This window comes from Microcoleus sp. Aus8_D2 (genome assembly GCF_036702665.1).
GTDB lineage: Bacteria > Cyanobacteriota > Cyanobacteriia > Cyanobacteriales > Microcoleaceae > Microcoleus.
This window is the reverse complement of record NZ_JAUBUN010000070.1, coordinates 1-21,203: the sequence shown is the minus strand read 5'-3', so window position 1 is coordinate 21,203 and position 21,203 is coordinate 1. Positions and strand designations below refer to the sequence as shown.

Genomic DNA, 21,203 nt, shown 5'->3' with positions numbered 1-21,203 from the left:
TTAAGGGGGATTTAGGGGGATCTAGTCTGGGATCGAAGCGATATTTGTCATAGGATATATTGTTTTTTATTAACCTAAAAAAGTCAGCACATTAACTTCAGGATTAAAGAGATTTCTCATTGAAATTTGTTGCAGGTTGAGATTTGCTCCTCCTTGAATTCGAGCAATTGTATCTCCTGCTGTTTGAATTAATAAATCTCCTCCCGATGGAGTTATGGTAAGTCGATCGAGACCTTCCATAAGCTGGAGATAATCTTTGCCTTTTTCAAAATTGACAATTCTTGCCTCGCCACTGCCCGCATAGAAACTGACCGTACCTATCAGACTCTGTCGTTGGCTGGGAGCAACATCTCCGAGGACGAAGTAATCATTCCCCGCAGTGCCAATTAATGTATCGAATTCCGTGGTAGTCAAAACGGGCACTCTATTTTGATCCAACTGCAAAGCGTCGTACTTATTCTTATTAATGCCCCGACCTGCTGTGGCTAAAGCCACTTGCAATCCGACAATCTGATTTGTTCCTGCTGTAAATCCGGTGACGATATCGTTGCCGTTAGTTCCTGTGAAAACGGCCGATCGATTTGCCTCGAATTGCCCGAATTTGAGATAGTGTTCTCGACCAGTTCTTAAACCTCCAGCCTCGACAACTGCGGCCACATCGGGGTTGTCTCCCAAGTAACGCGGTTCAAAGAAACTGGTGGCGTACCTACCTTCTGTTTTTCCGAATTTGATAAAATGCTGAAAACCGGATTTAAAAGTTCCGTTCTGCACAAACGGAGTTATCTCCGGGTGGCGTTTTAAATAAAAAACTTCGTCGTAGTCAGCCGATACGCGAGTGCGCCCTTCTTCGTAGCCAAACTGGATAAAGTGGTCTAAACCAGATGCAAAAGGCAGGTTTGGGTTGCTGGGAGTGCGAACTAAGCGAGCAATATCTTGATTTTGAGCTAGATAGGTTTCTTCATCAAAATAACGCGATACTTTGGTGAGACCTGCGGCTTGACCAAATTTTTCAAAGTGTTCTCTGCCAGATTTGATGATTCCTGCATCAACAGCCGGTTTCAGCCACGGATATTGTGAAAGGTAGTATTTTTCGTCAAAGATGTCATAGTTTGTCATTATCTTTTCTTCAACCTTAGTCTGCTTACTTTTAGGTTACAATCCAATACGGTTAACTTAAGAGATGACTACAGGGGAAAACCGATGAAAAATAGACACTCTTGTTTGCTTCGTTCCTCGCGGAGGAGCATCTTAAGTGAACCGTATTGGGTTAAAATCAACAACTATTACTAACTTTTATAAATCATATCCGCACATCTGCTCAGTGTGTTAAGATAAGTATTATTAAGTCTTTTTAATTATTTTAGTGGCAAAAAAAAAGGGATATCGCAGCCAAAAAACTAAACATCGACCCAGGAATAGCTTTGGGATTTCTAGCCGAGAAAAGTGCCAATTTTAGTCGGTATAAACAATGGCTTCAAGCTGAGATTTCCACCACCTTCAATTACAGCGATCGTATCACCATAACTAAGTTGGTTGCCTCCATTTGGTGTAAAGAACGGCAAGCCGTTTGTTTGGATTGCTAAATCTCGATTATTGTTGATGGGAAACACAATGTATTTATCGAATGATGTAGAGCCGAGGTAGATCGTATCCTGACCTTGGGTAAAGTTTTGAATTTTAGCAAAACCTGGCCCCTCGTAGAACCCCAGGTTGGTAGGCGTCGGTCTGCTACCCCCTACACCTGGGACGGTAACGGCCAACACGAAGTTATCGCGACCGCTACCGCCAATGAGAGTATCGAATTCATCGCTGCCGTAACTTTGAAACTGCCGCCTGCCGTTAGCGTCTAAAACATATTGAACTCCAAATATGTTAACATTTTCCACCCCGAAACCCTGGACGGTATCATTACCGGAAGTTCCGAAAAAATTCACATCGACAAAGGGAAGAGCGGGCTCAAATTGCCCGAATTTTCGGTAGTGTTCTCCGCCTGTTTTGAACACTCCCGCCTTGACTGCTGTTGCTACAGCGGGATGTTGCAGCAAGTATTCTGATTCAAAAAATGTGTTCGCATAGAGACCTTCTTTGGCTCCGAATTTGATGAAGTGCTCTAAACCAGATTTAAAAGTTCCGTTCTGTACAAACGGCACAAGTACGGGGTATCGTTTTAAATAAAATGCTTCGTCGTAGTCAAGCGATACTCGCGTGCGGCCTTGTTCGTAACCAAACTGGATAAAGTGGTCTAAACCAGAAGCAAAAGGCGCGTTTGGATTGCTTGAGTTGCGGATTGAGGGAACAAGATCTTGATTTTGAGCTAGATATGTTTGTTCGTCAAAGTAACGCGATACTGCGGTGAGGCCACCAGCTTGACCAAATTTTTCAAAGTGTTCTCTTCCAGATTTGATGATTCCTGCATCAATAGCTGGTTTCAGCCACGGATACTGTGAAAGATAGTATTGTTCGTCAAAAATGTCATAGTTTGCCATAATTTATACCTCAATTTTAGTCGGCTTACTTGTCAGTTAAACTCGATTCATATTAATAACTCTACTATCTCATTATGTCAAGTTAAGTATTATCAAGCGCCATTTTGTATTTGGCTAGTAGACACAAAAGGGCGATCGCCGGAAAACTAAAAAGCCATCAATCATCAGTATCAACCAATGACTAATGACTAATGACTACCCTTCGGCTTTGCTATTCGGGCAAGATGACTAATGACTAATGACTAATGACCAATGACTAATGACTAACCGATCGCAAAAGTACCATTACCGTTAGCTTCTAGGAATTGCAAATTCAAGTTGGCTCCTCCTTCAATCACGCCGAGCACATCTCCAAAACGCTGAATTGACAAATTGCCACCAACGGGAGTCAGACTGTAGCCACTTAAAGAATTTCCTTGCAGTTGGATCAAATCTTTGTCTATGTCGAAGTTGCGAATCGTAGCTTGACCGTTACCCGTATACAGCGGTGCCGCGTTAAAATTCCCGGCTGTAGGAGGAACTCCGAGGACGAATGTATCAACTCCCGGGCTGCCAATTAGGACATCGAATTCATTAGTTCCAAAGCTTTCATACTGCCGGTTTCCTCGGGGATCGATACCTACTTCTACTCCCACAAGTTCGGTATTCCCCACGCCCACACCCGTGAGAACATCGGTGCTGCGGCTGCCGACAATAGTAGCATCGCGGTTCGGTTCGTTTTTCCCAAAATTGAAGTAGTGATCCCGACCAGTTTTCAAGGCTCCAGAGTTGATGAACGGCACGATATCGGGGTTTTTCTTTAAGTATTCCGGTTCAAAAAACGAAGTCCCAAAACGGCCTTCTTTGGCCCCGAATTGAATGAAATGCTGGTAGCCTGATTTGAAAGGTCCATTGGGGCCGATAAACGATCGCAGCTCGGAGTTGTTTGCTAAATAAAAATCTTCGTTGTATTCAGGCGATACTTGAGTGCGGCGCTGTCCTTCATCGTAACCGAACTGAATAAAGTGATCGAGCCCTGTCGCAAAAGGTGCGTTTGGATTAACTGTGCGGACGAAGGGTGCAATGTCTGGGTTGGCTGCAAGGTAAGTAGCTTCGTCAAAATAACGCGATACTTTAGTTAAGCCACCTGCTCTACCAAATTTTTCAAAGTGTTCTTTCCCGGATGCGATTACTCCGGCATCAATGGCCGGTTTGATCCAAGGATATTGGGCGAGGTAATATTTTTCGTCGAAAATTGCGTAGTTAGCCATGTTTTCCCCCTAGGGTTTTGATGAGCTTGACAATCAACAGCAATTAATTTCACCTGAGTTCGATCGCCGATCGCGAACTTATACAATATAGAGTTTCTACAACCGTTTTAAGTTCCCGGCAAAATATCAAATTTTCTCATAGCGCACTCATCCGAAAGAACGGTTAAAAATTCGGCACTTATTACTTTATGGGATTAATTAATTGCTCGATCGCCTGTTTGATTACTTCTACAAACTTTGGAACTTGGGTCAGGAGCATTTTTCTCAAAGATTTGGTTAATTTTTTATTTTGTATTCAGAATCTAACCATTAACACACTAAATCATTAATGTCAAGTTAATTTTTATTAACAAATTTTTGAGCATTTGCTCAGCTAATTTGTAAAATAATGTAACTAAAAATCTCAATAAATTTGTCGAATTGTGTCATATGCAGGCTCAAATCGCCTAATGGCAAGCGTTTTCTGGTAAAAATGCTTAGGGGATAAAAAATTCCCGATTGCCGAAAACAGCATCTTATAAGGAGCCTAACCGGATGTTCACTCACGTCAAGCCCACCATTCGCCACGTTGTGCCGGAAAACTTGCAGGGGCGATCGCTCATGAAGGTGGTCTATGTCGTACTAGAACCGCAGTATCAAAGCGCCCTCTCCGCAGCGGTTCGATCGATAAATAACAAAAATCCGAATCTGGCAATAGAAATCAGCGGCTATCTGATCGAAGAACTCCGCAGCCCGGAAAATTACGAGGCCTTCAAGCGGGATGTGGCGGATGCCAACGTATTTATTGCTTCTCTAATTTTTATCGAAGATTTGGCCGAAAAAGTGGTAGCGGCTGTGGAACCGCTGCGCGACAGCTTAGATGTCGCCGTTGTCTTCCCGTCGATGCCGGGGGTGATGCGGCTCAATAAAATGGGCAGTTTCTCGATGGCGCAGTTGGGACAAAGCAAAAGCGCGATCGGCGAATTCATGAAAAAACGGAAGGAAAAGTCCGGGAGTTCCTTCCAAGACGGAATGCTGAAACTGCTGCAAACTTTGCCGAAAGTGCTGAAATATTTGCCGATCGACAAAGCCCAAGATGCCCGCAACTTCATGCTGAGTTTCCAGTATTGGCTGGGCGGTTCCCAAGAAAACTTGGAAAACTTCTTGCTAATGCTTTCACATAAATACGTATTCAAAGGCCAGGAACAGCTAAGTTTTCAAGAACCCGTTGTCTACCCGGATATGGGGATTTGGCATCCTTTAGCACCCCAAATGTTTGAGGATGTAAAAGGATATCTGACCTGGTATAATGCCCGCAAAGATATTTCCGCCGACCTCAAAGACCCCCTCGCACTTTGCATCGGTTTAGTGTTGCAGCGCACTCACTTAGTTACTGGAGATGACGCGCACTACGTCGCAATAGTCCAGGAATTTGAGGCGATGGGCGCGCGGGTTTTACCGATTTTTGCAGGCGGCTTGGACTTCTCGAAACCCGTAGAAACCTTTTTCTTGGAAGTTGGGGCGAAAGGTGTGACACCGCTGCCGATCGTGGATGCGGTAGTTTCTCTGACTGGTTTTGCCCTGGTGGGCGGCCCGGCGAAACAAGATCACCCGAAGGCGATCGAGACTTTGAAAAAGCTCAACTGTCCTTACATGGTCGCTTTGCCGCTGGTTTTCCAAACGACGGAAGAGTGGGAAAATAGCGATTTAGGCTTGCACCCGATTCAAGTTGCTTTGCAGGTTGCGATTCCTGAGTTGGATGGCGCGATCGAACCGATTATTTTGTCGGGTAGAGATGGCGCAACCGGAAAGGCGATCGCCCTGCAAGATAGAATTGAGGCGATTTCCCAGCGTGCCATGAAATGGGCAATGCTGCGGCGCAAACCAAAATTAGACAAGAAAATTGCGATCACAGTCTTCAGTTTCCCGCCCGACAAAGGCAACGTCGGAACAGCCGCTTACTTGGACGTTTTCGGCTCGATTTACGAAGTAATGAAAGCCCTAAAAGGCAACGGTTACGACTTGCCAGAACTGCCGGATTCCGCAGAAAAACTGATGCAAGAAGTCATCCACGACGCCACAGCCCAATATCAAAGTCCAGAATTGAATATTGCTCACCGGATGTCGGTAGCTGAATACGAAGAATTCACTCCTTATTCAGAACGCTTGCAAGAAAATTGGGGCCCGCCTCCAGGACATTTGAACAGCGACGGACAAAATTTGCTGATTTACGGCAAACATTTCGGCAACGTGTTTATCGGAGTGCAACCTACTTTTGGATACGAAGGCGATCCGATGCGGTTGTTATTCTCTCGTTCCGCCAGCCCGCACCACGGTTTTGCTGCTTACTACACTTATTTGGAGCGCATTTGGGGTGCGGATGCGGTGCTGCACTTCGGCACTCACGGTTCCCTAGAATTCATGCCGGGTAAGCAGATGGGAATGTCGATCGATTGTTATCCCGACAGTTTGATCGGCAAGATTCCTAATCTTTATTATTACGCCGCCAACAATCCCAGCGAGGCAACAATTGCCAAGCGTCGCAGTTACGCTGAAACTATCAGCTATCTAACTCCTCCGGCTGAAAATGCTGGTTTGTACAAAGGTTTGCAGGAACTTAGCGAGTTAATTGCTTCCTATCAAACTTTGAAGGATACGGGCCGGGGTGTGCCGATTGTAGATGCGATCGTCGAAAAATGCCGTTTGGTGAATTTAGACAAAGATATCGATTTACCCCCCCAACCCCCCCTTACCAAGGGGGGGCCAGGGGGGGTTGCTGCTGCCCTGACTGCCCAGGAACGGGACAATTTAGTTGGCTTGGTTTACCGCAAGTTGATGGAGATTGAGTCGCGGTTGTTACCTTGCGGTTTGCACATTATCGGGAAGCCGCCAACTGCTGAAGAGGCGATCGCAACTTTAGTAAATATCGCCAATTTAGACCGCGAAGAAGACGACCTGCTCAGCTTACCGCGAATTATCGCCAAAAGTCTGGGACGGGATATCGAAGAAGTTTACACTAATAGCGATCGAGGCATTTTAAATGATGTCGAATTGCTGCAAAACATCACCTTAGCTTGTCGGGATGCAGTGGGCGCTTTGGTGAAGGAACAAACCGATGCTGAGGGTAGAGTTTCCCTGGTTTCCCGGTTGAATTTCTTCAACATGGGCAAGAAAACACCTTGGATTGAATCGCTGCACGCGGCCGGCTACAAAAAAGTCGATCCAGAACCGATTAAACCGCTGTTTGAGTATCTGGAATTCTGCTTGCAACAAGTTTGCGCCGACAACGAATTAGGCGCACTGTTGCGCGCGCTAGAAGGCGAGTATGTTCTGCCGGGCCCCGGTGGCGATCCGATTCGCAACCCGGATGTTTTGCCCACTGGCAAGAATATGCACGCTTTGGACCCGCAGTCAATCCCGACTACGGGTGCTGTGAAGTCTGCTAAGGTTGTAGTCGATCGACTATTAGAAAGACAGCGCACCGATAACGGCGGCAACTATCCCGAAACCATCGCCGTTGTGCTTTGGGGAACCGACAACATCAAGACTTACGGCGAATCCCTCGCGCAAGTAATGTGGATGGTTGGAGTCAAACCAGTTCCCGACGCTTTGGGCCGAGTCAACAAACTCGAATTGCTGTCCTTAGAAGAGTTGGGCCGTCCTCGGATCGACGTAGTAATTAACTGTTCCGGCGTCTTCCGTGACTTGTTCATCAACCAAATGAACTTGTTAGACAAAGCCGTGAAAATGGCAGCAGAAGCCGACGAACCCTTAGAAATGAACTTCGTCCGCAAACACGCCTTGAAGCAAGCCGAAGAAATGGGCATCAACCTGCGCCAAGCAGCAACCCGCGTATTTTCCAACGCTTCGGGTTCCTACTCATCTAACGTCAATTTGGCGATCGAAAACAGCACCTGGGAAAGCGAAGCTGAGTTGCAGGAAATGTATTTAACCCGCAAATCCTTCGCCTTTTCTTCCGACAATCCGGGAACAATGGAACAAGACAGGCAGATTTTTGAATCATCCTTGAAAACTGCGGAAGTCACTTTCCAAAACTTAGATTCTGCCGAGATTTCGCTAACCGACGTGTCGCACTATTTCGACTCCGATCCGACTAAATTAATCGGCAGTTTGCGCGCCGACGGGAAGCAACCAACATCCTTCGTTGCTGATACGACGACAGCCAACGCGCAGGTACGGACGCTATCAGAAACCGTGCGTTTAGATTCGCGCACCAAGCTGCTGAATCCGAAGTGGTACGAAGGAATGTTATCCCACGGTTATGAAGGCGTGCGGGAGATTTCTAAGCGTCTGGTGAACACTACTGGATGGAGTGCGACTGCGGGTGCGGTGGATAATTGGGTGTATGAGGATGTGAACACCACATTTATCGAAGATGCGGAGATGCAGAAGCGTTTGCTGAATCTGAATCCTCATTCGTTCCGCAAGATTGTCAGCACTTTGTTGGAAGTGAACGGCCGGGGTTATTGGGAGACTTCGGAGAGCAATCTCGATCGCTTGCGTGAACTTTATCAGGAGGTGGAAGACCGGATTGAGGGGGTAGAATAAGATTCCCGAATTAGTGTAGAATAGTGTCAGGGCAAGAAATTACCCTGACACTGTTTTAAGAGTATTAAAGCAAAGATAATAATGAAAAATTTAATTAATGGCTCAAATAGACAAACTAATAGCTAAGCTGATGCTCGGTGCATCAGATGCTAACTTTTCTTTTAGCGATTTGTGTGAAGTTATCCATATTTTAGGATTTGAGGTAAGGATTAACGGAAGTCACCATATTTTTAGCAAGGAAGGTGTTGAAGAAATTCTCAACCTCCAACCACAAAAAGGAGATAGGTCAAAAGCTAAGCCCTATCAAGTTAAGCAAGTTCGTGCAGTAGTTTTGAAGTATAAACTGGTCAATCAAGATGATAATGAAGTATGAAGTAATTATTTACTGGAGTCAGGAAGACCAAGCTTTTATTGCAGAAGTGCCTGAATTACCTGGATGTGCTGCTGATGGTGAAACTTATCAAGAAGCTCTGCAAAATGTAGAATTGATTATGCAGGAGTGGATTGAGACGGCTCAGCAATTAGGGCGAAGTGTGCCTCAACCGAAAGGTAGATTGCTGTTTGCATAAATGCCGGATTGAAAGGATAAAAAAGTTAAGCATCAAAACAAATCAAGGCGATTTAGCAGGAGTATTTTTAATGCTTCAAACTCTGACAGATACTAAAGAAGATATTGCAGGATCTCACCTGGTTTTACACGATATCAGTTGGGAAACCTACGAACAGTTGTTAGAAATATTTGCGGAACGTCCCACGCCGCGTATGACTTACTACAACGGAACTTTGGAACTTATGGTGCCTCTACCAGAACATGAAAGGTATAGCTGGACTATCGGGAGACTAATTGCAGCACTTTCTGAAGAATTAGGACTAGAGATTATCGGATTAAAATCATCTACTTGGCGTTCAAAACCTAAGAAAGCTGGCAAAGAAGCTGACGAATGTTTTTACATCCAAAATGAAGCGGTAATGCGGGGTAAATTAAAAATTGACCTCAAGACTGACCCGCCGCCAGATTTAGCTGTGGAAATGGATTTGACAAGTTCTTCTATTAATCAAATGGCGGTTTATGCGGAACTGAAAGTGCCGGAAGTTTGGCGTTGGAAAAAAGGAAAACTGACAGTTAATATTTTAACTGATACGGGTTATGTCGAGTCGGAAACCAGTTTGGCATTTGGCTCATTTCCTGTGAAGGAACTCGCAGGGTTTATGCAGCTAGATTCGGATAAAGGGGAGAATGCGAGAATTAGAGAGTTTAGAGAGTGGGTGCGATCGCACTTACAGAATCAGCTACCATAGGAAAATGGTAGTGCCCATTAGTGTTAACTTAACATCAAACGTAGTGCAGGTCTTCTGTCTGGCGATTAGGGCCTAGATCCCCCCTAGCCCCCCTTAAGAAGGGGGGGACAAGAGCATTCTCAAAGTCCCCCGACTATCCGGGGGGGACAAGAATCTGCTCAAAGTCCCCCTTCTTAAGGGGGATTTAGGGGGATCGGGCCTCGGCTACAAACGAGAAATACAAAGGATTTCAAACTTAAGTTTACACCAATGAGCACTGCCGTTTCCCTACGAATATCGCGTTTATCAACAATTTGAAATCAATTAGAAGCATACCGACTTTGCACGTACTGTCTCAACACCGGATTCACACTAAACAACGTTATTTGTTCCTCTTCTATTGCATCCAATAAAAACCGATTTCTGAGCGATCGCACTGCATTGACTAACTCAGACGGCGACAACGGTATTTTGTTGAAAAAATAGGACACAGCAACGGGTTCAGCTTGACTCGCAAAGTGAGTCACCACAGCCAATTCCGGCGGAGTCAAGCGCTGAAATTGTTGAGATAACTGAGATTGCAGCCCTTCATCTAAAATCGGCATCTCGCACTGCAAAAACTGGGCAACGCTACCCCCAAACAACTCTAGAATCAGGGTTGCAGTTAACTCTAACCACAGGGGATTGCCTTGATAAATATCAATTAATGTTTCCCATGTTTCCTCATCGGATAACTTTTCTGACTTCAAAATCTCTTTAGCAGCTATTCCTAAATTTCCCAATTCAAAGGAGCGAACCGGATGATATGATTTTTCTAATCGGGCAATTTCTCTAGGTTTTTCCGAACTATTCAACATCAAACAACTCTGATGACAAACTTCGGCAATAAGTTTAAAAAATAACTGATAATCTTCACAGTCAGATTTGTATTGTCCTGGCGGTTGTCCGCTGCAAAAAAGCATTTGCACGTCATCGAGGACTATCAGACAGCGATAGTTGCGGAGGTGGTTGAGGAGTTGGGAAATTTTGGTGTCAATGTTTTGGGGAGTTTCTGTTGGTTGGGGAAAGATTTGCAGCAGGTTGGTGAGGGTTGCTTCGAGGGTTGGGGAAAAGCGGAGGCTGCGATAGATGACGTAATCGAAGCCGGTTTTGATTTGGTTGATGAGGCCCAGGGAGAGGGTTGTTTTGCCGATGCCACTGATTCCGAGGAGTGCGATGAGGCGAGTGCGTTGCTGTGTTATCGAGTTTTCGAGGGTGGAGAGTTCGGGAGTGCGATCGAAAAACCTGAAGATTTCGGGTGCGTCGCCTAAGTCGATGTGGGGTTGAGTTGGGGTTTGTTGGGGGTTTTGGGGATTTGTTGGAGTTCTCGCTTTTTCTTGACAAATGTTGACGTTATTAATCGCTACATAATCTCTACCTACTCTACCGATAGCTGATGAAAAGTTATCAAATTTCGCTTTTTCTAAAATTGATCTAAAATTTCTTTTAGTAATCTCTTTTCCGAATCCCTCTGAAAGTATTTGCCATAATTCCGAACCGATATCCCTAGTATGACCTTCACTGGAATGAGTCGCGTCAGCAATTTGTGGGTATGTCCGACCTTGGAATGTCCCTTCAAGGATAGCCTTTTGCAGATAGTCTATATGTTCTCCCGTTTTGGCGAAGATTAGTTCGTCTGCGAGTTTCAAGACTTCGGCGATGTCCATAGGTCAGTAGTGTGCTGGGATTTGTCATATTATATCCGACATATCCGACATTTCCGACATTTCCGACATAATTCCGACATAATTCCGACATTTGCGATCGGGTTGTCGGGGAAAGTCCCGACATTTCTGACTGAGCGGGCTTATATTTAGTCATAAAATATACCTTAATGACTGTATCGTCTGCTGTACAAACGGGCGATTACTGAATTATTGCAATAAATTAAAAAATTACCATGAATGATGAACAGGCAACACAATTCCTTGAATTTCTTGAAAGAAAGGTGCAAGCACTTACAGGACAACGGCTAGTATTTTTTGTTATAGGTCGTGCAGGTTGGGGCAAATCTAGCACGGTAAATTCATTAGTAGGTCAAGATGTATGTAAGGTTGATGATAATGAGACAACAACAACAGAGGTTACGGGGTTTAATTTTGAAATGAATGGTGTTAAAGCAATAATATTTGATACTCCTGGTCTTTGCGATGGTAGTGGAAACGATCATATGTATATAGACAAGATACGTTCCGAAATCAAAGATCCTGATTCTATGTTATATATAAACAGGCTCGACGAAACTCGAATTACAGACAATGATAAGCGAGGAATCAAAATTATTTCAGAAGCATTGGGCCCAAGAGTTTGGGAACACGCTGTTATAGTTTTCACTTTTGCCGATAAGGTTAGTATCTCAGAGTATAAAACAAAATTAACTAAGAGAACACAAAGTGTTCAACAAGCAATAGCCGAGTGCATAAAAGATACGAATATAGCATATCAGATTCCAGCAGTTGCAATAGTCAATAAAAGTGACACAACACCTGACGGTAAAAGTAAGACAACACCTGACGGTAAGGAATGGCTTGGAGAATTTTTCACAGTAGTAGCGGATCGTGTATCTATGAAAGGTATGATTGCTTTACTAAGTTTTTTGACTCCGAGTATAACAAAGCGCACTCGTCTTAACAAGCAACAAAAACAACTTATTAGGAGGAAATTTGTTGAGGCAGTTTTGCAGTCAGCAGGAACAGCTATGGGAATTGGAGTTGCTGTAGCCGGACTTTTAAATGCTCCATTGATAATAGGTTTTTCTGGGGCAGGAATAGTAGGAACTCTTATAGGAGCGTGGTTATCGAAGTATGATGATGAGTAAAGCGATCGCCCATTTCTTCCCCAAGTGCGATCGCCCTTTTCTGCCCCAAGCGCGATCGCCCTTGATTAAGCAGTTGGATTATCATCTTGATTGCGCTGGTTCAAGAGGATATCAAGCATCCGTCTCGTCTCAATCCTCAAACCAACAATTTCTTCTTGCTGGCGATCCATCCTTTGAAATAACTGCTCCCGTTCTTCTCTTGCTTCTGCCGCCACATTAGCTAGGGCTTGAATAACGCGGGCGTTACTCTCTACCATGCTAGCCAAACGATCTAGCTTATCATCATCCCAACGCTCTGTACTCATAAATTCTTCTCCTGTACTCTACTTTTTAGGATAAGTTCAATTTTAGTTGCTTGGCGTACATTAAGCGATCGCCCATTTCTTCCCAAAGCGCGATCGCCCATTTCTTCCCCAAGCACGATCGCCCTTTTCTTCCCCAAGTGCGATCGCCCGTTTCTTCCCAAAGTGCGATCGACCAACCTAATCAAATGGATTCAATATACTTAACCCATCAACGCGCTTAAAATCCTCAGCATTGCGAGTTACCAAGACACACCCCTCAGCTAAGGCACAGGCTGCAATTACACCATCCGCTAGTTTCAAGCGGTAATTTCGACGGATTTGGGCTGCACGATCTAAAACTGATTCTGTCAATAAGACGCAGTTAAGAAGTCTCAAAAATTCTCGCATCTCATTCGCTTGTTCTTCTGTCAATGCCGGGTAACAAAGTAACTCCACCCAAGTAATCGGACAGTAGAAAGCCTCTGCATCTCCCGCTTCAATTTCATCAAATATAGGCTGAACTTCCGGCTCATCATTGAAGTAATAAATCAAGATGTTGGTATCAAGAAGATATTTATTACTCATCCCATTCTTCTCTGAGTTGCAACTGGAATTCCAAAGCATCCACACGCTTAGGCAAAAAACCGCGCCATCTCTTTAAATTTTTCCTGGGCAATCTTTGACTGCTATCCTGAGTCTGGGTTGTTTTCCGCAGGCGAACCAATTCTGACAATACTTCTAAAAGTTGCTGTTGCTCTTCAAGAGTCAGACTTTGAGCCTGACTCAGTACCTCGCTATAAGTAGACATAGGCTTTATGTTGACATTTTTGAATTTTAAGCTATTATATAACAATTTCTAGTTATGAGTTATGTACCTGAGCTATCTATTCCATGAATCACGTTCCTGATTCACATATTCTTGAGCATCAATCCTATTCCAAATTTCCTTACCCAAAGCTTCCAATTCTAAAATACTGCGCTTGGGTGATAGAATCACCCGTTGACGAATATGTGCAAATAATTCAGACATGAGTCGCAGTTGCTCATCTGGTGAAAGTTTTAGAACCTGAGTCAGTACCGTGCTGTAAGTAGACATAGACTCTGCATTAATATTTTTTGGCTGATTGTCATTATAGCAATTTAGGATCGAGGGAAGTGCGATCGCCCATTTCTGCCCAAAGTGCGATCTACGCACCTATCCCAAAGTACGATCGACCTTTTCTTCCCCAAGTGCGAGATCCCTTCTCTTCCCAAAGTGCGCCCTAATACACTTCACGACGATGAGCGATAATAGTCACAACCACCCGCTTTTGCTCCTCATGAATGTCATAAACAACCCGATAATCTCCAACGCGATAGCGATAGTATCCAGCTAAGTCGCCTTTGAGTTGCTTAATATTTGGATGACTGCGAGGGTCAGTTTTCAACATCTCAAAACATCGATCTAGTTTGCGTTGTAAAGAAGCTGATGCTTCTTCAAAAAACTCCTGAGCATCAAAGCTAAGAACCACGGAATAAAAATTCAGATTTTCATCAGTATTTTCGTTTGAGTTGCTCAACGGTCGTCACCTTACCTGCTGCTACATCCTTTTTTGCTTTATTAAATGCTTCTAGAAAACCGGGAATTTTCAATAATTCCACCGTAGCTTCATTGCTTTCACGTTCTGCTAAATAAGCTAAAAAATCAGCCACAACGAGCAGCCGTTCAGGAGATAAGCTATCTATCGATTGTTTAAGGTTCTGGCGAAGTTCTTGAGTTTTCATAGTTCATAGCTATTGAAAATTATTAGAGCTACCTGTCTGATTATACCAGATAGTCTGAAATTTCGCTCTTGCGAGATCCCTTTTCGTCCCAAAGTGCGATCGCCCGTTTCTTCCCAAAGCGCGATCGCCCTTATTTTCCCCAAGTGCGATCGACCTTCACTTAATCATAAATTTCTCTCCGGTGTCCAATCTGGTGAATACTAATAACCCTTAACTCCTCATTAAAAGTATAAATTACGCGATAATCACCCACTCTTAACTTAAAGAAACCTGCCAGATTAGCGGACAAAGGCATAGGAGTAATTTGTTCAAAATTTTCAGCTAACCAATTGATTTTATTGGCTATACGCTCCCGCACAGCCTGAGTCAATTTTTCTTGGTTAACCTGAGCTTCTGCTGTCAAATCAACCGAATAGCTCATTACGATTTCATGCCTAGTTTTTGATAAACTTCCCCAGGTTCGATGCTACTTTCTCCTGCTTGTTTGCGCTTGATTGACTCCAACAATTTCTGCTTGACTTCTTCCTTAACTTCTAAACCAGAATCTGGATCGCCAAAATATTCTTCTAAGCACTGTTCAACCGTATGCCGAATTAAGTCCCGCAGTTGATCAACTGTCATGTCTTTGACTTGCATCTTAATCTCCTAGTATCTGGGATTATCAATAAATAATAGCAACTTTAGTTCGGAGAAAACAGAAATCGCCCATTTCTGCCCAAAGTACGATCGCCCATTTCTTCCCAAAGCGCGAGATCCCACGGGATAACTACGCCGATCGCACTATTGGATTATTTACCAATCAGTCGATCGTACTCTGCGTGCGTACCAATCCAAAACCACAAAATACCTGTTTCAATTTCCACACCCAACGCGCCATAAGCTTGTCCGGCCCTTACATACCAATACTTACCAACTTTCTTAAAATGCAAAGAAGGATGAGACGGATCGGCCCTGAGCAACTCATAACACTGATCTGCTGTAACCTGTACCGTTGACGGTAAAGCGCTATAACAATCCCAAAATTTTCTCCTTCGTATAGTGCATTAAATCGATCGATAGTTACCACTCTCAAAATCTGCCATCGCTTCCGCTGCTAAAGCATCCAGTTTACCTTGAGCAATATCTTTCTCTAGCTGAACATCCCATCGTTGGTAATCTAAATTCAAAAACCACTCTAACAACTCTCCAATCTCGTTCGGCGGAAGTTCGAGAATCGCATTTTCTATCTGTTCTACAGTCAACATAGGCTGTCCTAAATTACACTTTATTTAGTTGATTTAATTGTAGCACTCTCAAGCTCTACCCTACCAGGAAGCACACGATATTGACGCATCTCTCGCTGCCATGCAACCGGAGCGGTGACTTCAGCAAAAGTCTGACTCGCCGCCAGTTTTTCCAATATTTAAACTATTTTTTGACGGCGAAGATCCGCACTTATACTAGACTTTTCCTCTAACAAAGTCACGTAAACTTTCAGCGGGCGATCGCTCTGTTGCGGAGCATCGTTTGTCCACTCTAAAAGCTTTCCTTTCAGTAGAGCCTCAAATGTGCGTAGCATAATCGATACCAGCTTCTCTCTGACTCTTCTATCATAGCTCTCTCAGGAATTTTCCGCAAATCTCAGTCTATCTCGTGCGATCGCCCTTTTATTCCCAAAGTACACGCGGAGTAGCTATCCCGTAGGCGATCGCCCTTTGTCAATACCGCCCCATGCTAACCTAGATCGCAAATAGCTGTCAGCGCATGAAAACCACAACTTACTTCCACGAATAAGTAATTGCCAAACGTCCACAAATTCAACGCGAAAAGTAACACCGTATTGTATAATCAAAAACGCTCCACAACAAAACCGCAAACACTTGACAACTAATCGCCTCAAAAGTTAACTATTTAATAGATAAAACTCCTACAGCAATGATGTCATACCTCATATCATTTTCCTACGGTATTTGCCTGCTACTCTCCCTCATAGGTTGGGGAAAAGCCCTCAACCACATCCTGTTTCCCAACCAGCGAATTGACTGGGGACAAAGAGCAGCTTGGGGTCTAGCTTTTAGCGTTCTCATTGGTGGCATCTTAAATGCAACCTGGACTATTTCCCAAACCACAATTCTAATTTTCTTAGGTTTGGGACTCGTTTACTGTCTAGTAGATTTAGTAAATCACAGACAATTAATTATTAGCAATATCTTGCAGCTATTTCAAGAATGCCGTAAAGATAAAATTATCTTAGCAGGCATTGCCATAGTTAGTCTACTGATTTTAATCCAATATGCCGGATGGCTTTATACAGGCAGACTCAACTTTGCTAGCATGGTCTATGCTGACGGGTTTAATACCAGCGACGACTACCACGCCTACTTAGTATTTCCCCATAAAATGCTGCAACTCGGTTCCATGGGCCCAGACCCTTTCAGCGAACGAAGAATAGTATCTTTGGGTGGGCAGTCATTTCTCCATACATTGATTTTAAGCGCACTTTCCGACACTAATTTAAACCTCATAGATCCCGCTTTGCCCCTGATAATTACTGTGGGACTAATTCTGGGATTTTTCAAAGAAAATAAAGCCTCAACCAAACGGATAATCTTCACTATTTTATTCTTGCTTTTGATTGCCGTTCCCAAAGCTAACACTACAAGTATGATGCTGCCAGTCGCTTTATTTGTAAGTTTGTTCAGGACGCTTGACAGTAAAGAACTAGAGCGCAACCATTGGGCGAGAAATGCTTGCATATTAGCTTTAATTGCTGCGGCACTTTGTGCTTTAAAATCATCGTTGATTCCCGCCTGTGTCTTTCTATTTGCCGCGAGCTATATTTGCTACTTGATTAGCTCGGAATCCAAACAAAAAGTTGTACTTGAATTAGTCTTGACAACAGTATTAGTCGGAATATTTCTGCTTCCTTGGATGATTTCGATGTATCAATCCTCAGGCACTTTACTGTATCCTCTTTTGGGAAAAGGCTATCATGCCTCCGCCTACGGCATTACATTCAAATCAGGTTCAACACTATTGGGTACTGCTAAAAGCGCCCTTACAGCATTCCGAGGCATTTACGTTTTTATACTGATATTGCTCGGCTGTTTGAGCTTGAGCATCCGCCCTCTGAAGTTGGGCAATTTACCCGAAGAACCCTCGTTCTCGAACCGCCAAGCAGCTTTATCTATGACAATTGCAGCCGGATTGGCGACAGTTGCTGTAGGCGTACTTACCGAAAATGCCGACCCTTTTCGCTATTCATTTTCTCACCTATTCCCAGCAATTTTAATATTGATTGCGGTAGGAATGACGGATACGGGAGTATTAAATAAAAACAAAGTAGCCAACTTTTTTATTGTTGCTGTATTTTGTGCGGGGCTGGCAATTAGCTATGACTGGGATATCAATAAACAGACCTATTCAGCTTATCCGAAAAACATTCAATTTGGACTAAAAAATCCATCGTTAGTTACAGCAAAGCAAAAGTTGCAGTATGCAGCAATGCAGCAGTCTCTGCCACAGGGAGAAACAGTTTTAACCAGACTAGATGCACCTTTTATTCTCGACTTCAAACGCAATCAAATTTTCGTTGCTGACTGGCCGGGGGGAGCGAGTTTGCCTCCCGGTATGCCTGCATTCAAAGGCCCTGAAGCCTTAGCCAACTATTTAGTTTCAAAATCTATTCGATACATAGCTTATTCGTCTTGGAGTCTCAGTCATCCCGCAGATGTAGATACTTCGGGGCCTGGATTGTCATCTTGGTTTCGACTGCAAGCACAACTCTCTCACGACTTTCGGGATAACGTGCAGCAACTTGCAAAAACTCGAAAAAAACTTTATGAAGACGGAGAAAATTTTGTGCTGGATTTGGGAACTAAAGCCATATCGATGAGTTTGTAGTTCTGAACTGTTGCTGCAATCAAAGCAAGCTGAAAAAAGTCTTACATGATACGCTACTCATAGCAGTAAGGTGCACATTGCGCAGCCTAAAATAACTCAATACGGTTCACTTAACACTGTTTATTGCCCGGAGATCCCCCTAAATCCCCCTTAAAAAGGGGGACTTTGAGAAGATTCTTGTCCCCCCCTTGGGAAGGGGGGTTAGGGGGGATCTGTCTTAAGTGAACCGTATTGTACAATAACTTTACTCTTTAGTAGCGGTTTCAACCGCCGAGTCTTATCTTGGTTTGTGTCTAATCAAAGGGGATTTTTAACATAAAAGAGCAGGTTGGATATCAAGCCGAGAAGCCTAAAATGTCTGGTAGAAACTTGAGCATCTGCTGGTAGCATCTTTAAAACATCTTTCTCGGATAAAAGATTGAGATTCTCCTCTTTGGCGAAGAAGTTTTTTCCGAGCAATCTCAACAAAGCTCGAAACCAAGAGGGGGGAAACCAGTGTATTAGGGGAACAGCAGTGTGGAATTCTACCGGATACCAGCGGTTGGGAGTGGTGATGCAGCAAGTTTTGCCGACGCGGCAAAGTTCCCGAATAAAAGCTTTTTGCTGAGTCCTATTGCCGACGTGTTCGATGACGGCAAAACTCACGACTAAATCAAAACTTTTGTCGGGAAATGGCAAACTCGACCCGTCTGAACGGACGTATTTTAAACCCGGATATTCTTCTTCTAAAAAGGCAGCATCTTCCATGCCGACAGCGGTGATTTTGTGGGGGTACGGATAGAGTTTTTCAAAGAAATTGCAATCTTCGCGACGGTCGGAAGTTACTCCTACATCCAGCACAGTTGTGTCGCCGCTGGGATTGGCTAATGCCATGAGCAAATCGAACATTTTTTGGCGGGCGTACCAAGATAGTTTAGTTGCGAAACCGCCTAGCTTGGGGCCAATATACTCGCTGGAGTTGTTTTCAGTTACTGTCATAGGATTTGAGGTTTTGGATGCACTGATTACATGGGTGAAGCCTGATTTGGCGCGCTCGATTTAACACAGCATTTTGGCAATTAAAATCATCTTTGCTGAAAGTTGTAACAAGATTTGAGATTGAATTATTTTACCTGCGCTTTAAGCTCAGGACGCTGAGAAAAAAGCTGGAGAGAACCATCTGCAAGCCGACGGTCAGGCAGGTGAGCGAGGGAATAACTAAACGCAGAGTTTTAGAAGGGTCTAGAGAACCGAAAGCAGTTTTGCTCCAGATAGTAAATGACAAGAACGAGCCAACTATTCCGATTAATATTAGCGTGACTCCGACAATCAATCCTGTCTCTAGGGTGACATAGCGAAATATTTTGTTGAGTTTGGGGTCTTGCGGTAGCAGTTTCTCGCTGATGGCGAAAATTTTGGTGAAGAAAGCGAATGTTACGGCTTGAAAACCGACGATAATTGCGATCGCAGCATACAGCAGCGTATGTACATCAAAGCTGATACCCCCGATTTTTTGAGTACCGGGCAACAGCCAAATGCCAACAATTAAACCCAACATCATCAGCGCAGTACCGGGATACAGAAACAGCCACCGGGGACTGTACAGCAGCAAAAATCGCAGGTGCCGCCAGCCATCTCGCCAAGTTCGCAGGTGCGGCGGGCGGCTGCGGCCGTCGGGAGAGAGTACCGTTGGGACTTCAGCGATGCCCAACTTGTACAGAGATGCCTTGACGACCATTTCGCTAGCAAATTCCATCCCGGTTGTTTGCAAGTCCAGTTTCAAAATTGAGTCTCTCCGGAAACCTCTGAGCCCGCAGTGAAAATCGCCCGCGGGACTTGAAAAGAATAGCCGCCCAACCCATGTCAGCACCGGATTTCCTAAATATTTGTGCAGCGGCGGCATGGCCCCTGGTTTGATGCCCCCTTGAAAGCGGTTTCCCATGACTAAATCGCAGCCTCCCCGCAATTTTTCGACAAAGGCGCCGAGGTTGGAAAAGTCGTAGCTGTCGTCAGCGTCGCCCATGATAATATAAACTCCGCGCGCCGCTACGATGCCTCCCATCAGGGCGCTGCCGTAGCCTTTGGCTGCTACGGGTACGACTCGGGCCCCCATTCTGGTGGCGATATCTTGAGAACCGTCAGTGCTGCCGTTGTCTGCTATGATGACCTCGCCGGCAATATCGAGAAGGCGCAGGGACTTCTGTGCCTTCTCGATGCAAATTTCTAAGGTTTCTGCTTCGTTGAGGCATGGCATGAGGATGGAGAGTTCGAGAGTGTATTCCCCGCTGGTGTTGGTCTGTTCTGCCATATGTTTGTTTTACTCTTGCTGGCGATCGACAATACTTACTTTTCCAGTATCTCTGCTTAAATTATTAGTGGTGAAGAAAACTCAACAAAACTTAATTAAAGTTTTCCAGGTTTTTGGGAATGGCAATTTTTGCTTGTAATATAGGTTAGTGAACTTATGAATAGAGGCGTTTTTCTGGTTTTGCTCGCTGCTATTTTGTGCAGTGTTGTGGGTCAATTTAGTCTGAAAGCAGGAGCTAAAATATTAGGGCCGATTGGCGCTGCTAATTTAGTTGAAAAAGTTATCGCAATGGCAACTCAGCCTTTGATAGTTGGAGGTCTGTGTTTGTATGCAGTTTCTTCGATCGGCTTTATCGTAGTTTTGTCTCGCGCCAACATTAGCATAGTCTCGCCTTTACTGTCAATTAGTTACTTGTTTACTGTTTTGGGTGGCAAAATTGTATTCCATGAGCCTTTGCCGCCGCTGCGGTTGGTAGGCGTGGCGCTGATTATGACTGGAGTAATTTTTGTACTCAGAGGTCAAGCTGGGGGAGTGACTGGGGGGAACTAGCGATCGCTTGTAACATTG

General features: G+C 44.3%; 25 protein-coding genes. 7 read left to right on the top strand and 18 right to left on the bottom strand.

All coding sequences use genetic code 11. The annotated features are described in order from the left end of the window. Window positions 1-69: 69 nt before the first annotated feature. The 3 genes from QUB64_RS31360 to QUB64_RS31350 all read right to left on the bottom strand — a co-directional run bounded on the left by QUB64_RS31360 (window position 70) and on the right by QUB64_RS31350 (window position 3,736). Window positions 70-1,116 (bottom strand): calcium-binding protein, encoded by a 1,047-nt coding sequence (locus QUB64_RS31360; RefSeq protein ID WP_333270209.1) that lies wholly within the window; start codon window positions 1,114-1,116, stop codon window positions 70-72. 314 nt (window positions 1,117-1,430) lie between these two features. Then, window positions 1,431-2,486 (bottom strand): calcium-binding protein, encoded by a 1,056-nt coding sequence (locus QUB64_RS31355; RefSeq protein ID WP_333270212.1) that lies wholly within the window; start codon window positions 2,484-2,486, stop codon window positions 1,431-1,433. 263 nt (window positions 2,487-2,749) lie between these two features. Beyond that, the gene (locus QUB64_RS31350; protein WP_333270214.1) at window positions 2,750-3,736 is read right to left on the bottom strand and encodes a calcium-binding protein; all 987 of its coding nucleotides are present in this window, start codon (window positions 3,734-3,736) and stop codon (window positions 2,750-2,752) included. 534 nt (window positions 3,737-4,270) lie between these two features. Between QUB64_RS31350 and QUB64_RS31345 the strand changes: the two genes are divergently transcribed. The 4 genes from QUB64_RS31345 (at window position 4,271) to QUB64_RS31330 (ending at window position 9,583) form a co-directional block, all read left to right on the top strand. After that, window positions 4,271-8,284: a magnesium chelatase subunit H gene (locus QUB64_RS31345; protein ID WP_333270285.1), complete on the top strand. Its 4,014-nt coding sequence runs from the start codon at window positions 4,271-4,273 to the stop codon at window positions 8,282-8,284. A gap of 97 nt (window positions 8,285-8,381) precedes the next feature. Further along, entirely contained in the window at window positions 8,382-8,657 is a 276-nt protein-coding gene (locus QUB64_RS31340; RefSeq protein ID WP_333270217.1) for a type II toxin-antitoxin system HicA family toxin, read from the top strand. Further along, window positions 8,647-8,853: a type II toxin-antitoxin system HicB family antitoxin gene (locus QUB64_RS31335; protein WP_333270220.1), complete on the top strand. Its 207-nt coding sequence runs from the start codon at window positions 8,647-8,649 to the stop codon at window positions 8,851-8,853. Before QUB64_RS31340 ends, QUB64_RS31335 begins: the two co-directional genes overlap by 11 nt. 70 nt (window positions 8,854-8,923) lie before the next feature. After that, window positions 8,924-9,583 (top strand): Uma2 family endonuclease, encoded by a 660-nt coding sequence (locus QUB64_RS31330; protein WP_333270223.1) that lies wholly within the window; start codon window positions 8,924-8,926, stop codon window positions 9,581-9,583. 299 nt (window positions 9,584-9,882) lie between these two features. Here the strand turns inward: QUB64_RS31330 and QUB64_RS31325 are convergent, their stop codons facing one another. Beyond that, a complete protein-coding gene (locus QUB64_RS31325; protein ID WP_333270225.1) occupies window positions 9,883-11,268 on the bottom strand; it encodes an NACHT domain-containing protein in 1,386 nt (461 codons plus the stop codon). 233 nt (window positions 11,269-11,501) lie between these two features. Between QUB64_RS31325 and QUB64_RS31320 the strand changes: the two genes are divergently transcribed. Continuing rightward, a complete protein-coding gene (locus QUB64_RS31320; protein WP_333270227.1) occupies window positions 11,502-12,419 on the top strand; it encodes a GTPase in 918 nt (305 codons plus the stop codon). A gap of 65 nt (window positions 12,420-12,484) precedes the next feature. On the opposite strand, the gene QUB64_RS31315 is transcribed toward QUB64_RS31320, so the two are convergent. The 12 genes from QUB64_RS31315 to QUB64_RS31260 all read right to left on the bottom strand — a co-directional run bounded on the left by QUB64_RS31315 (window position 12,485) and on the right by QUB64_RS31260 (window position 16,025). Continuing rightward, window positions 12,485-12,724: a hypothetical protein gene (locus QUB64_RS31315; protein WP_333270229.1), complete on the bottom strand. Its 240-nt coding sequence runs from the start codon at window positions 12,722-12,724 to the stop codon at window positions 12,485-12,487. Continuing rightward, window positions 12,721-12,909: a hypothetical protein gene (locus QUB64_RS31310; RefSeq protein ID WP_333270232.1), complete on the bottom strand. Its 189-nt coding sequence runs from the start codon at window positions 12,907-12,909 to the stop codon at window positions 12,721-12,723. The genes QUB64_RS31315 and QUB64_RS31310 overlap by 4 nt, the downstream gene beginning before the upstream one ends. Continuing rightward, window positions 12,902-13,288 carry a type II toxin-antitoxin system VapC family toxin gene (locus QUB64_RS31305; protein WP_333270234.1) on the bottom strand — a complete coding sequence of 129 codons (387 nt, stop codon included), beginning with the start codon at window positions 13,286-13,288 and terminating at the stop codon, window positions 12,902-12,904. Before QUB64_RS31305 ends, QUB64_RS31310 begins: the two co-directional genes overlap by 8 nt. Beyond that, window positions 13,281-13,511, bottom strand: a complete 231-nt coding sequence (locus tag QUB64_RS31300; RefSeq protein WP_333270237.1) for a hypothetical protein — start codon at window positions 13,509-13,511, stop codon at window positions 13,281-13,283. Before QUB64_RS31300 ends, QUB64_RS31305 begins: the two co-directional genes overlap by 8 nt. A 72-nt stretch (window positions 13,512-13,583) precedes the next feature. Beyond that, window positions 13,584-13,898: a hypothetical protein gene (locus QUB64_RS31295; protein WP_333325428.1), complete on the bottom strand. Its 315-nt coding sequence runs from the start codon at window positions 13,896-13,898 to the stop codon at window positions 13,584-13,586. A 67-nt stretch (window positions 13,899-13,965) separates the two neighbouring features. After that, on the bottom strand, window positions 13,966-14,262 hold the full coding sequence (locus QUB64_RS31290) for a type II toxin-antitoxin system RelE family toxin (RefSeq protein WP_333270246.1): 297 nt from the start codon (window positions 14,260-14,262) through the stop codon (window positions 13,966-13,968). After that, window positions 14,237-14,467, bottom strand: coding sequence for a hypothetical protein (locus QUB64_RS31285; RefSeq protein ID WP_333270248.1), 231 nt, complete (start codon window positions 14,465-14,467; stop codon window positions 14,237-14,239). Before QUB64_RS31285 ends, QUB64_RS31290 begins: the two co-directional genes overlap by 26 nt. Window positions 14,468-14,627: 160 nt before the next feature. Beyond that, window positions 14,628-14,888 carry a type II toxin-antitoxin system RelE family toxin gene (locus QUB64_RS31280; protein WP_333270252.1) on the bottom strand — a complete coding sequence of 87 codons (261 nt, stop codon included), beginning with the start codon at window positions 14,886-14,888 and terminating at the stop codon, window positions 14,628-14,630. Next, window positions 14,888-15,088: a hypothetical protein gene (locus QUB64_RS31275; protein ID WP_333270255.1), complete on the bottom strand. Its 201-nt coding sequence runs from the start codon at window positions 15,086-15,088 to the stop codon at window positions 14,888-14,890. Before QUB64_RS31275 ends, QUB64_RS31280 begins: the two co-directional genes overlap by 1 nt. A 167-nt stretch (window positions 15,089-15,255) precedes the next feature. After that, window positions 15,256-15,426: a hypothetical protein gene (locus tag QUB64_RS31270; RefSeq protein WP_333270257.1), complete on the bottom strand. Its 171-nt coding sequence runs from the start codon at window positions 15,424-15,426 to the stop codon at window positions 15,256-15,258. Window positions 15,427-15,510: 84 nt separating this feature from the next. Beyond that, window positions 15,511-15,711 carry a hypothetical protein gene (locus QUB64_RS31265; protein ID WP_333270259.1) on the bottom strand — a complete coding sequence of 67 codons (201 nt, stop codon included), beginning with the start codon at window positions 15,709-15,711 and terminating at the stop codon, window positions 15,511-15,513. 158 nt (window positions 15,712-15,869) lie between these two features. Then, a complete protein-coding gene (locus QUB64_RS31260) occupies window positions 15,870-16,025 on the bottom strand; it encodes a hypothetical protein (RefSeq protein WP_333270262.1) in 156 nt (51 codons plus the stop codon). 356 nt (window positions 16,026-16,381) lie between these two features. Here QUB64_RS31260 and QUB64_RS31255 point away from each other — a divergent pair, with 356 nt between their 5' ends. Continuing rightward, window positions 16,382-18,349, top strand: coding sequence for a hypothetical protein (locus QUB64_RS31255; RefSeq protein ID WP_333270265.1), 1,968 nt, complete (start codon window positions 16,382-16,384; stop codon window positions 18,347-18,349). A gap of 297 nt (window positions 18,350-18,646) precedes the next feature. Here QUB64_RS31255 and QUB64_RS31250 read toward each other — a convergent pair whose 3' ends face one another. Continuing rightward, on the bottom strand, window positions 18,647-19,327 hold the full coding sequence (locus tag QUB64_RS31250; protein WP_333270268.1) for a class I SAM-dependent methyltransferase: 681 nt from the start codon (window positions 19,325-19,327) through the stop codon (window positions 18,647-18,649). 130 nt (window positions 19,328-19,457) lie between these two features. Beyond that, entirely contained in the window at window positions 19,458-20,636 is a 1,179-nt protein-coding gene (locus QUB64_RS31245; protein ID WP_333270271.1) for a glycosyltransferase family 2 protein, read from the bottom strand. Window positions 20,637-20,792: 156 nt separating this feature from the next. On the opposite strand from QUB64_RS31245, the gene QUB64_RS31240 reads away from it, so the two are divergent. Beyond that, window positions 20,793-21,185: a transporter gene (locus tag QUB64_RS31240; RefSeq protein WP_333270274.1), complete on the top strand. Its 393-nt coding sequence runs from the start codon at window positions 20,793-20,795 to the stop codon at window positions 21,183-21,185. Window positions 21,186-21,203 lie beyond the last annotated feature (18 nt).

Bases quoted from the DNA above. Each gene is read 5' to 3' on its own strand.
- QUB64_RS31350 (WP_333270214.1), bottom strand. From the start codon at position 3,736: ATGGCTAACTACGCAATTTTCGACGAAAAATATTACCTCGCCCAATAT.
- QUB64_RS31340 (WP_333270217.1), top strand. From the start codon at position 8,382: ATGGCTCAAATAGACAAACTAATAGCTAAGCTGATGCTCGGTGCATCA.
- QUB64_RS31285 (WP_333270248.1), bottom strand. From the start codon at position 14,467: ATGAAAACTCAAGAACTTCGCCAGAACCTTAAACAATCGATAGATAGC.
- QUB64_RS31255 (WP_333270265.1), top strand. From the start codon at position 16,382: ATGATGTCATACCTCATATCATTTTCCTACGGTATTTGCCTGCTACTC.
- QUB64_RS31305 (WP_333270234.1), bottom strand. From the start codon at position 13,288: ATGAGTAATAAATATCTTCTTGATACCAACATCTTGATTTATTACTTC.
- QUB64_RS31325 (WP_333270225.1), bottom strand. From the start codon at position 11,268: ATGGACATCGCCGAAGTCTTGAAACTCGCAGACGAACTAATCTTCGCC.
- QUB64_RS31280 (WP_333270252.1), bottom strand. From the start codon at position 14,888: ATGAGCTATTCGGTTGATTTGACAGCAGAAGCTCAGGTTAACCAAGAA.
- QUB64_RS31345 (WP_333270285.1), top strand. From the start codon at position 4,271: ATGTTCACTCACGTCAAGCCCACCATTCGCCACGTTGTGCCGGAAAAC.
- QUB64_RS31355 (WP_333270212.1), bottom strand. From the start codon at position 2,486: ATGGCAAACTATGACATTTTTGACGAACAATACTATCTTTCACAGTAT.
- QUB64_RS31250 (WP_333270268.1), bottom strand. From the start codon at position 19,327: ATGACAGTAACTGAAAACAACTCCAGCGAGTATATTGGCCCCAAGCTA.
- QUB64_RS31360 (WP_333270209.1), bottom strand. From the start codon at position 1,116: ATGACAAACTATGACATCTTTGACGAAAAATACTACCTTTCACAATAT.
- QUB64_RS31315 (WP_333270229.1), bottom strand. From the start codon at position 12,724: ATGAGTACAGAGCGTTGGGATGATGATAAGCTAGATCGTTTGGCTAGC.
- QUB64_RS31265 (WP_333270259.1), bottom strand. From the start codon at position 15,711: ATGTTGACTGTAGAACAGATAGAAAATGCGATTCTCGAACTTCCGCCG.
- QUB64_RS31240 (WP_333270274.1), top strand. From the start codon at position 20,793: ATGAATAGAGGCGTTTTTCTGGTTTTGCTCGCTGCTATTTTGTGCAGT.
- QUB64_RS31260 (WP_333270262.1), bottom strand. From the start codon at position 16,025: ATGCTACGCACATTTGAGGCTCTACTGAAAGGAAAGCTTTTAGAGTGG.
- QUB64_RS31320 (WP_333270227.1), top strand. From the start codon at position 11,502: ATGAATGATGAACAGGCAACACAATTCCTTGAATTTCTTGAAAGAAAG.
- QUB64_RS31275 (WP_333270255.1), bottom strand. From the start codon at position 15,088: ATGACAGTTGATCAACTGCGGGACTTAATTCGGCATACGGTTGAACAG.
- QUB64_RS31330 (WP_333270223.1), top strand. From the start codon at position 8,924: ATGCTTCAAACTCTGACAGATACTAAAGAAGATATTGCAGGATCTCAC.
- QUB64_RS31335 (WP_333270220.1), top strand. From the start codon at position 8,647: ATGAAGTATGAAGTAATTATTTACTGGAGTCAGGAAGACCAAGCTTTT.
- QUB64_RS31245 (WP_333270271.1), bottom strand. From the start codon at position 20,636: ATGGCAGAACAGACCAACACCAGCGGGGAATACACTCTCGAACTCTCC.
- QUB64_RS31300 (WP_333270237.1), bottom strand. From the start codon at position 13,511: ATGTCTACTTATAGCGAGGTACTGAGTCAGGCTCAAAGTCTGACTCTT.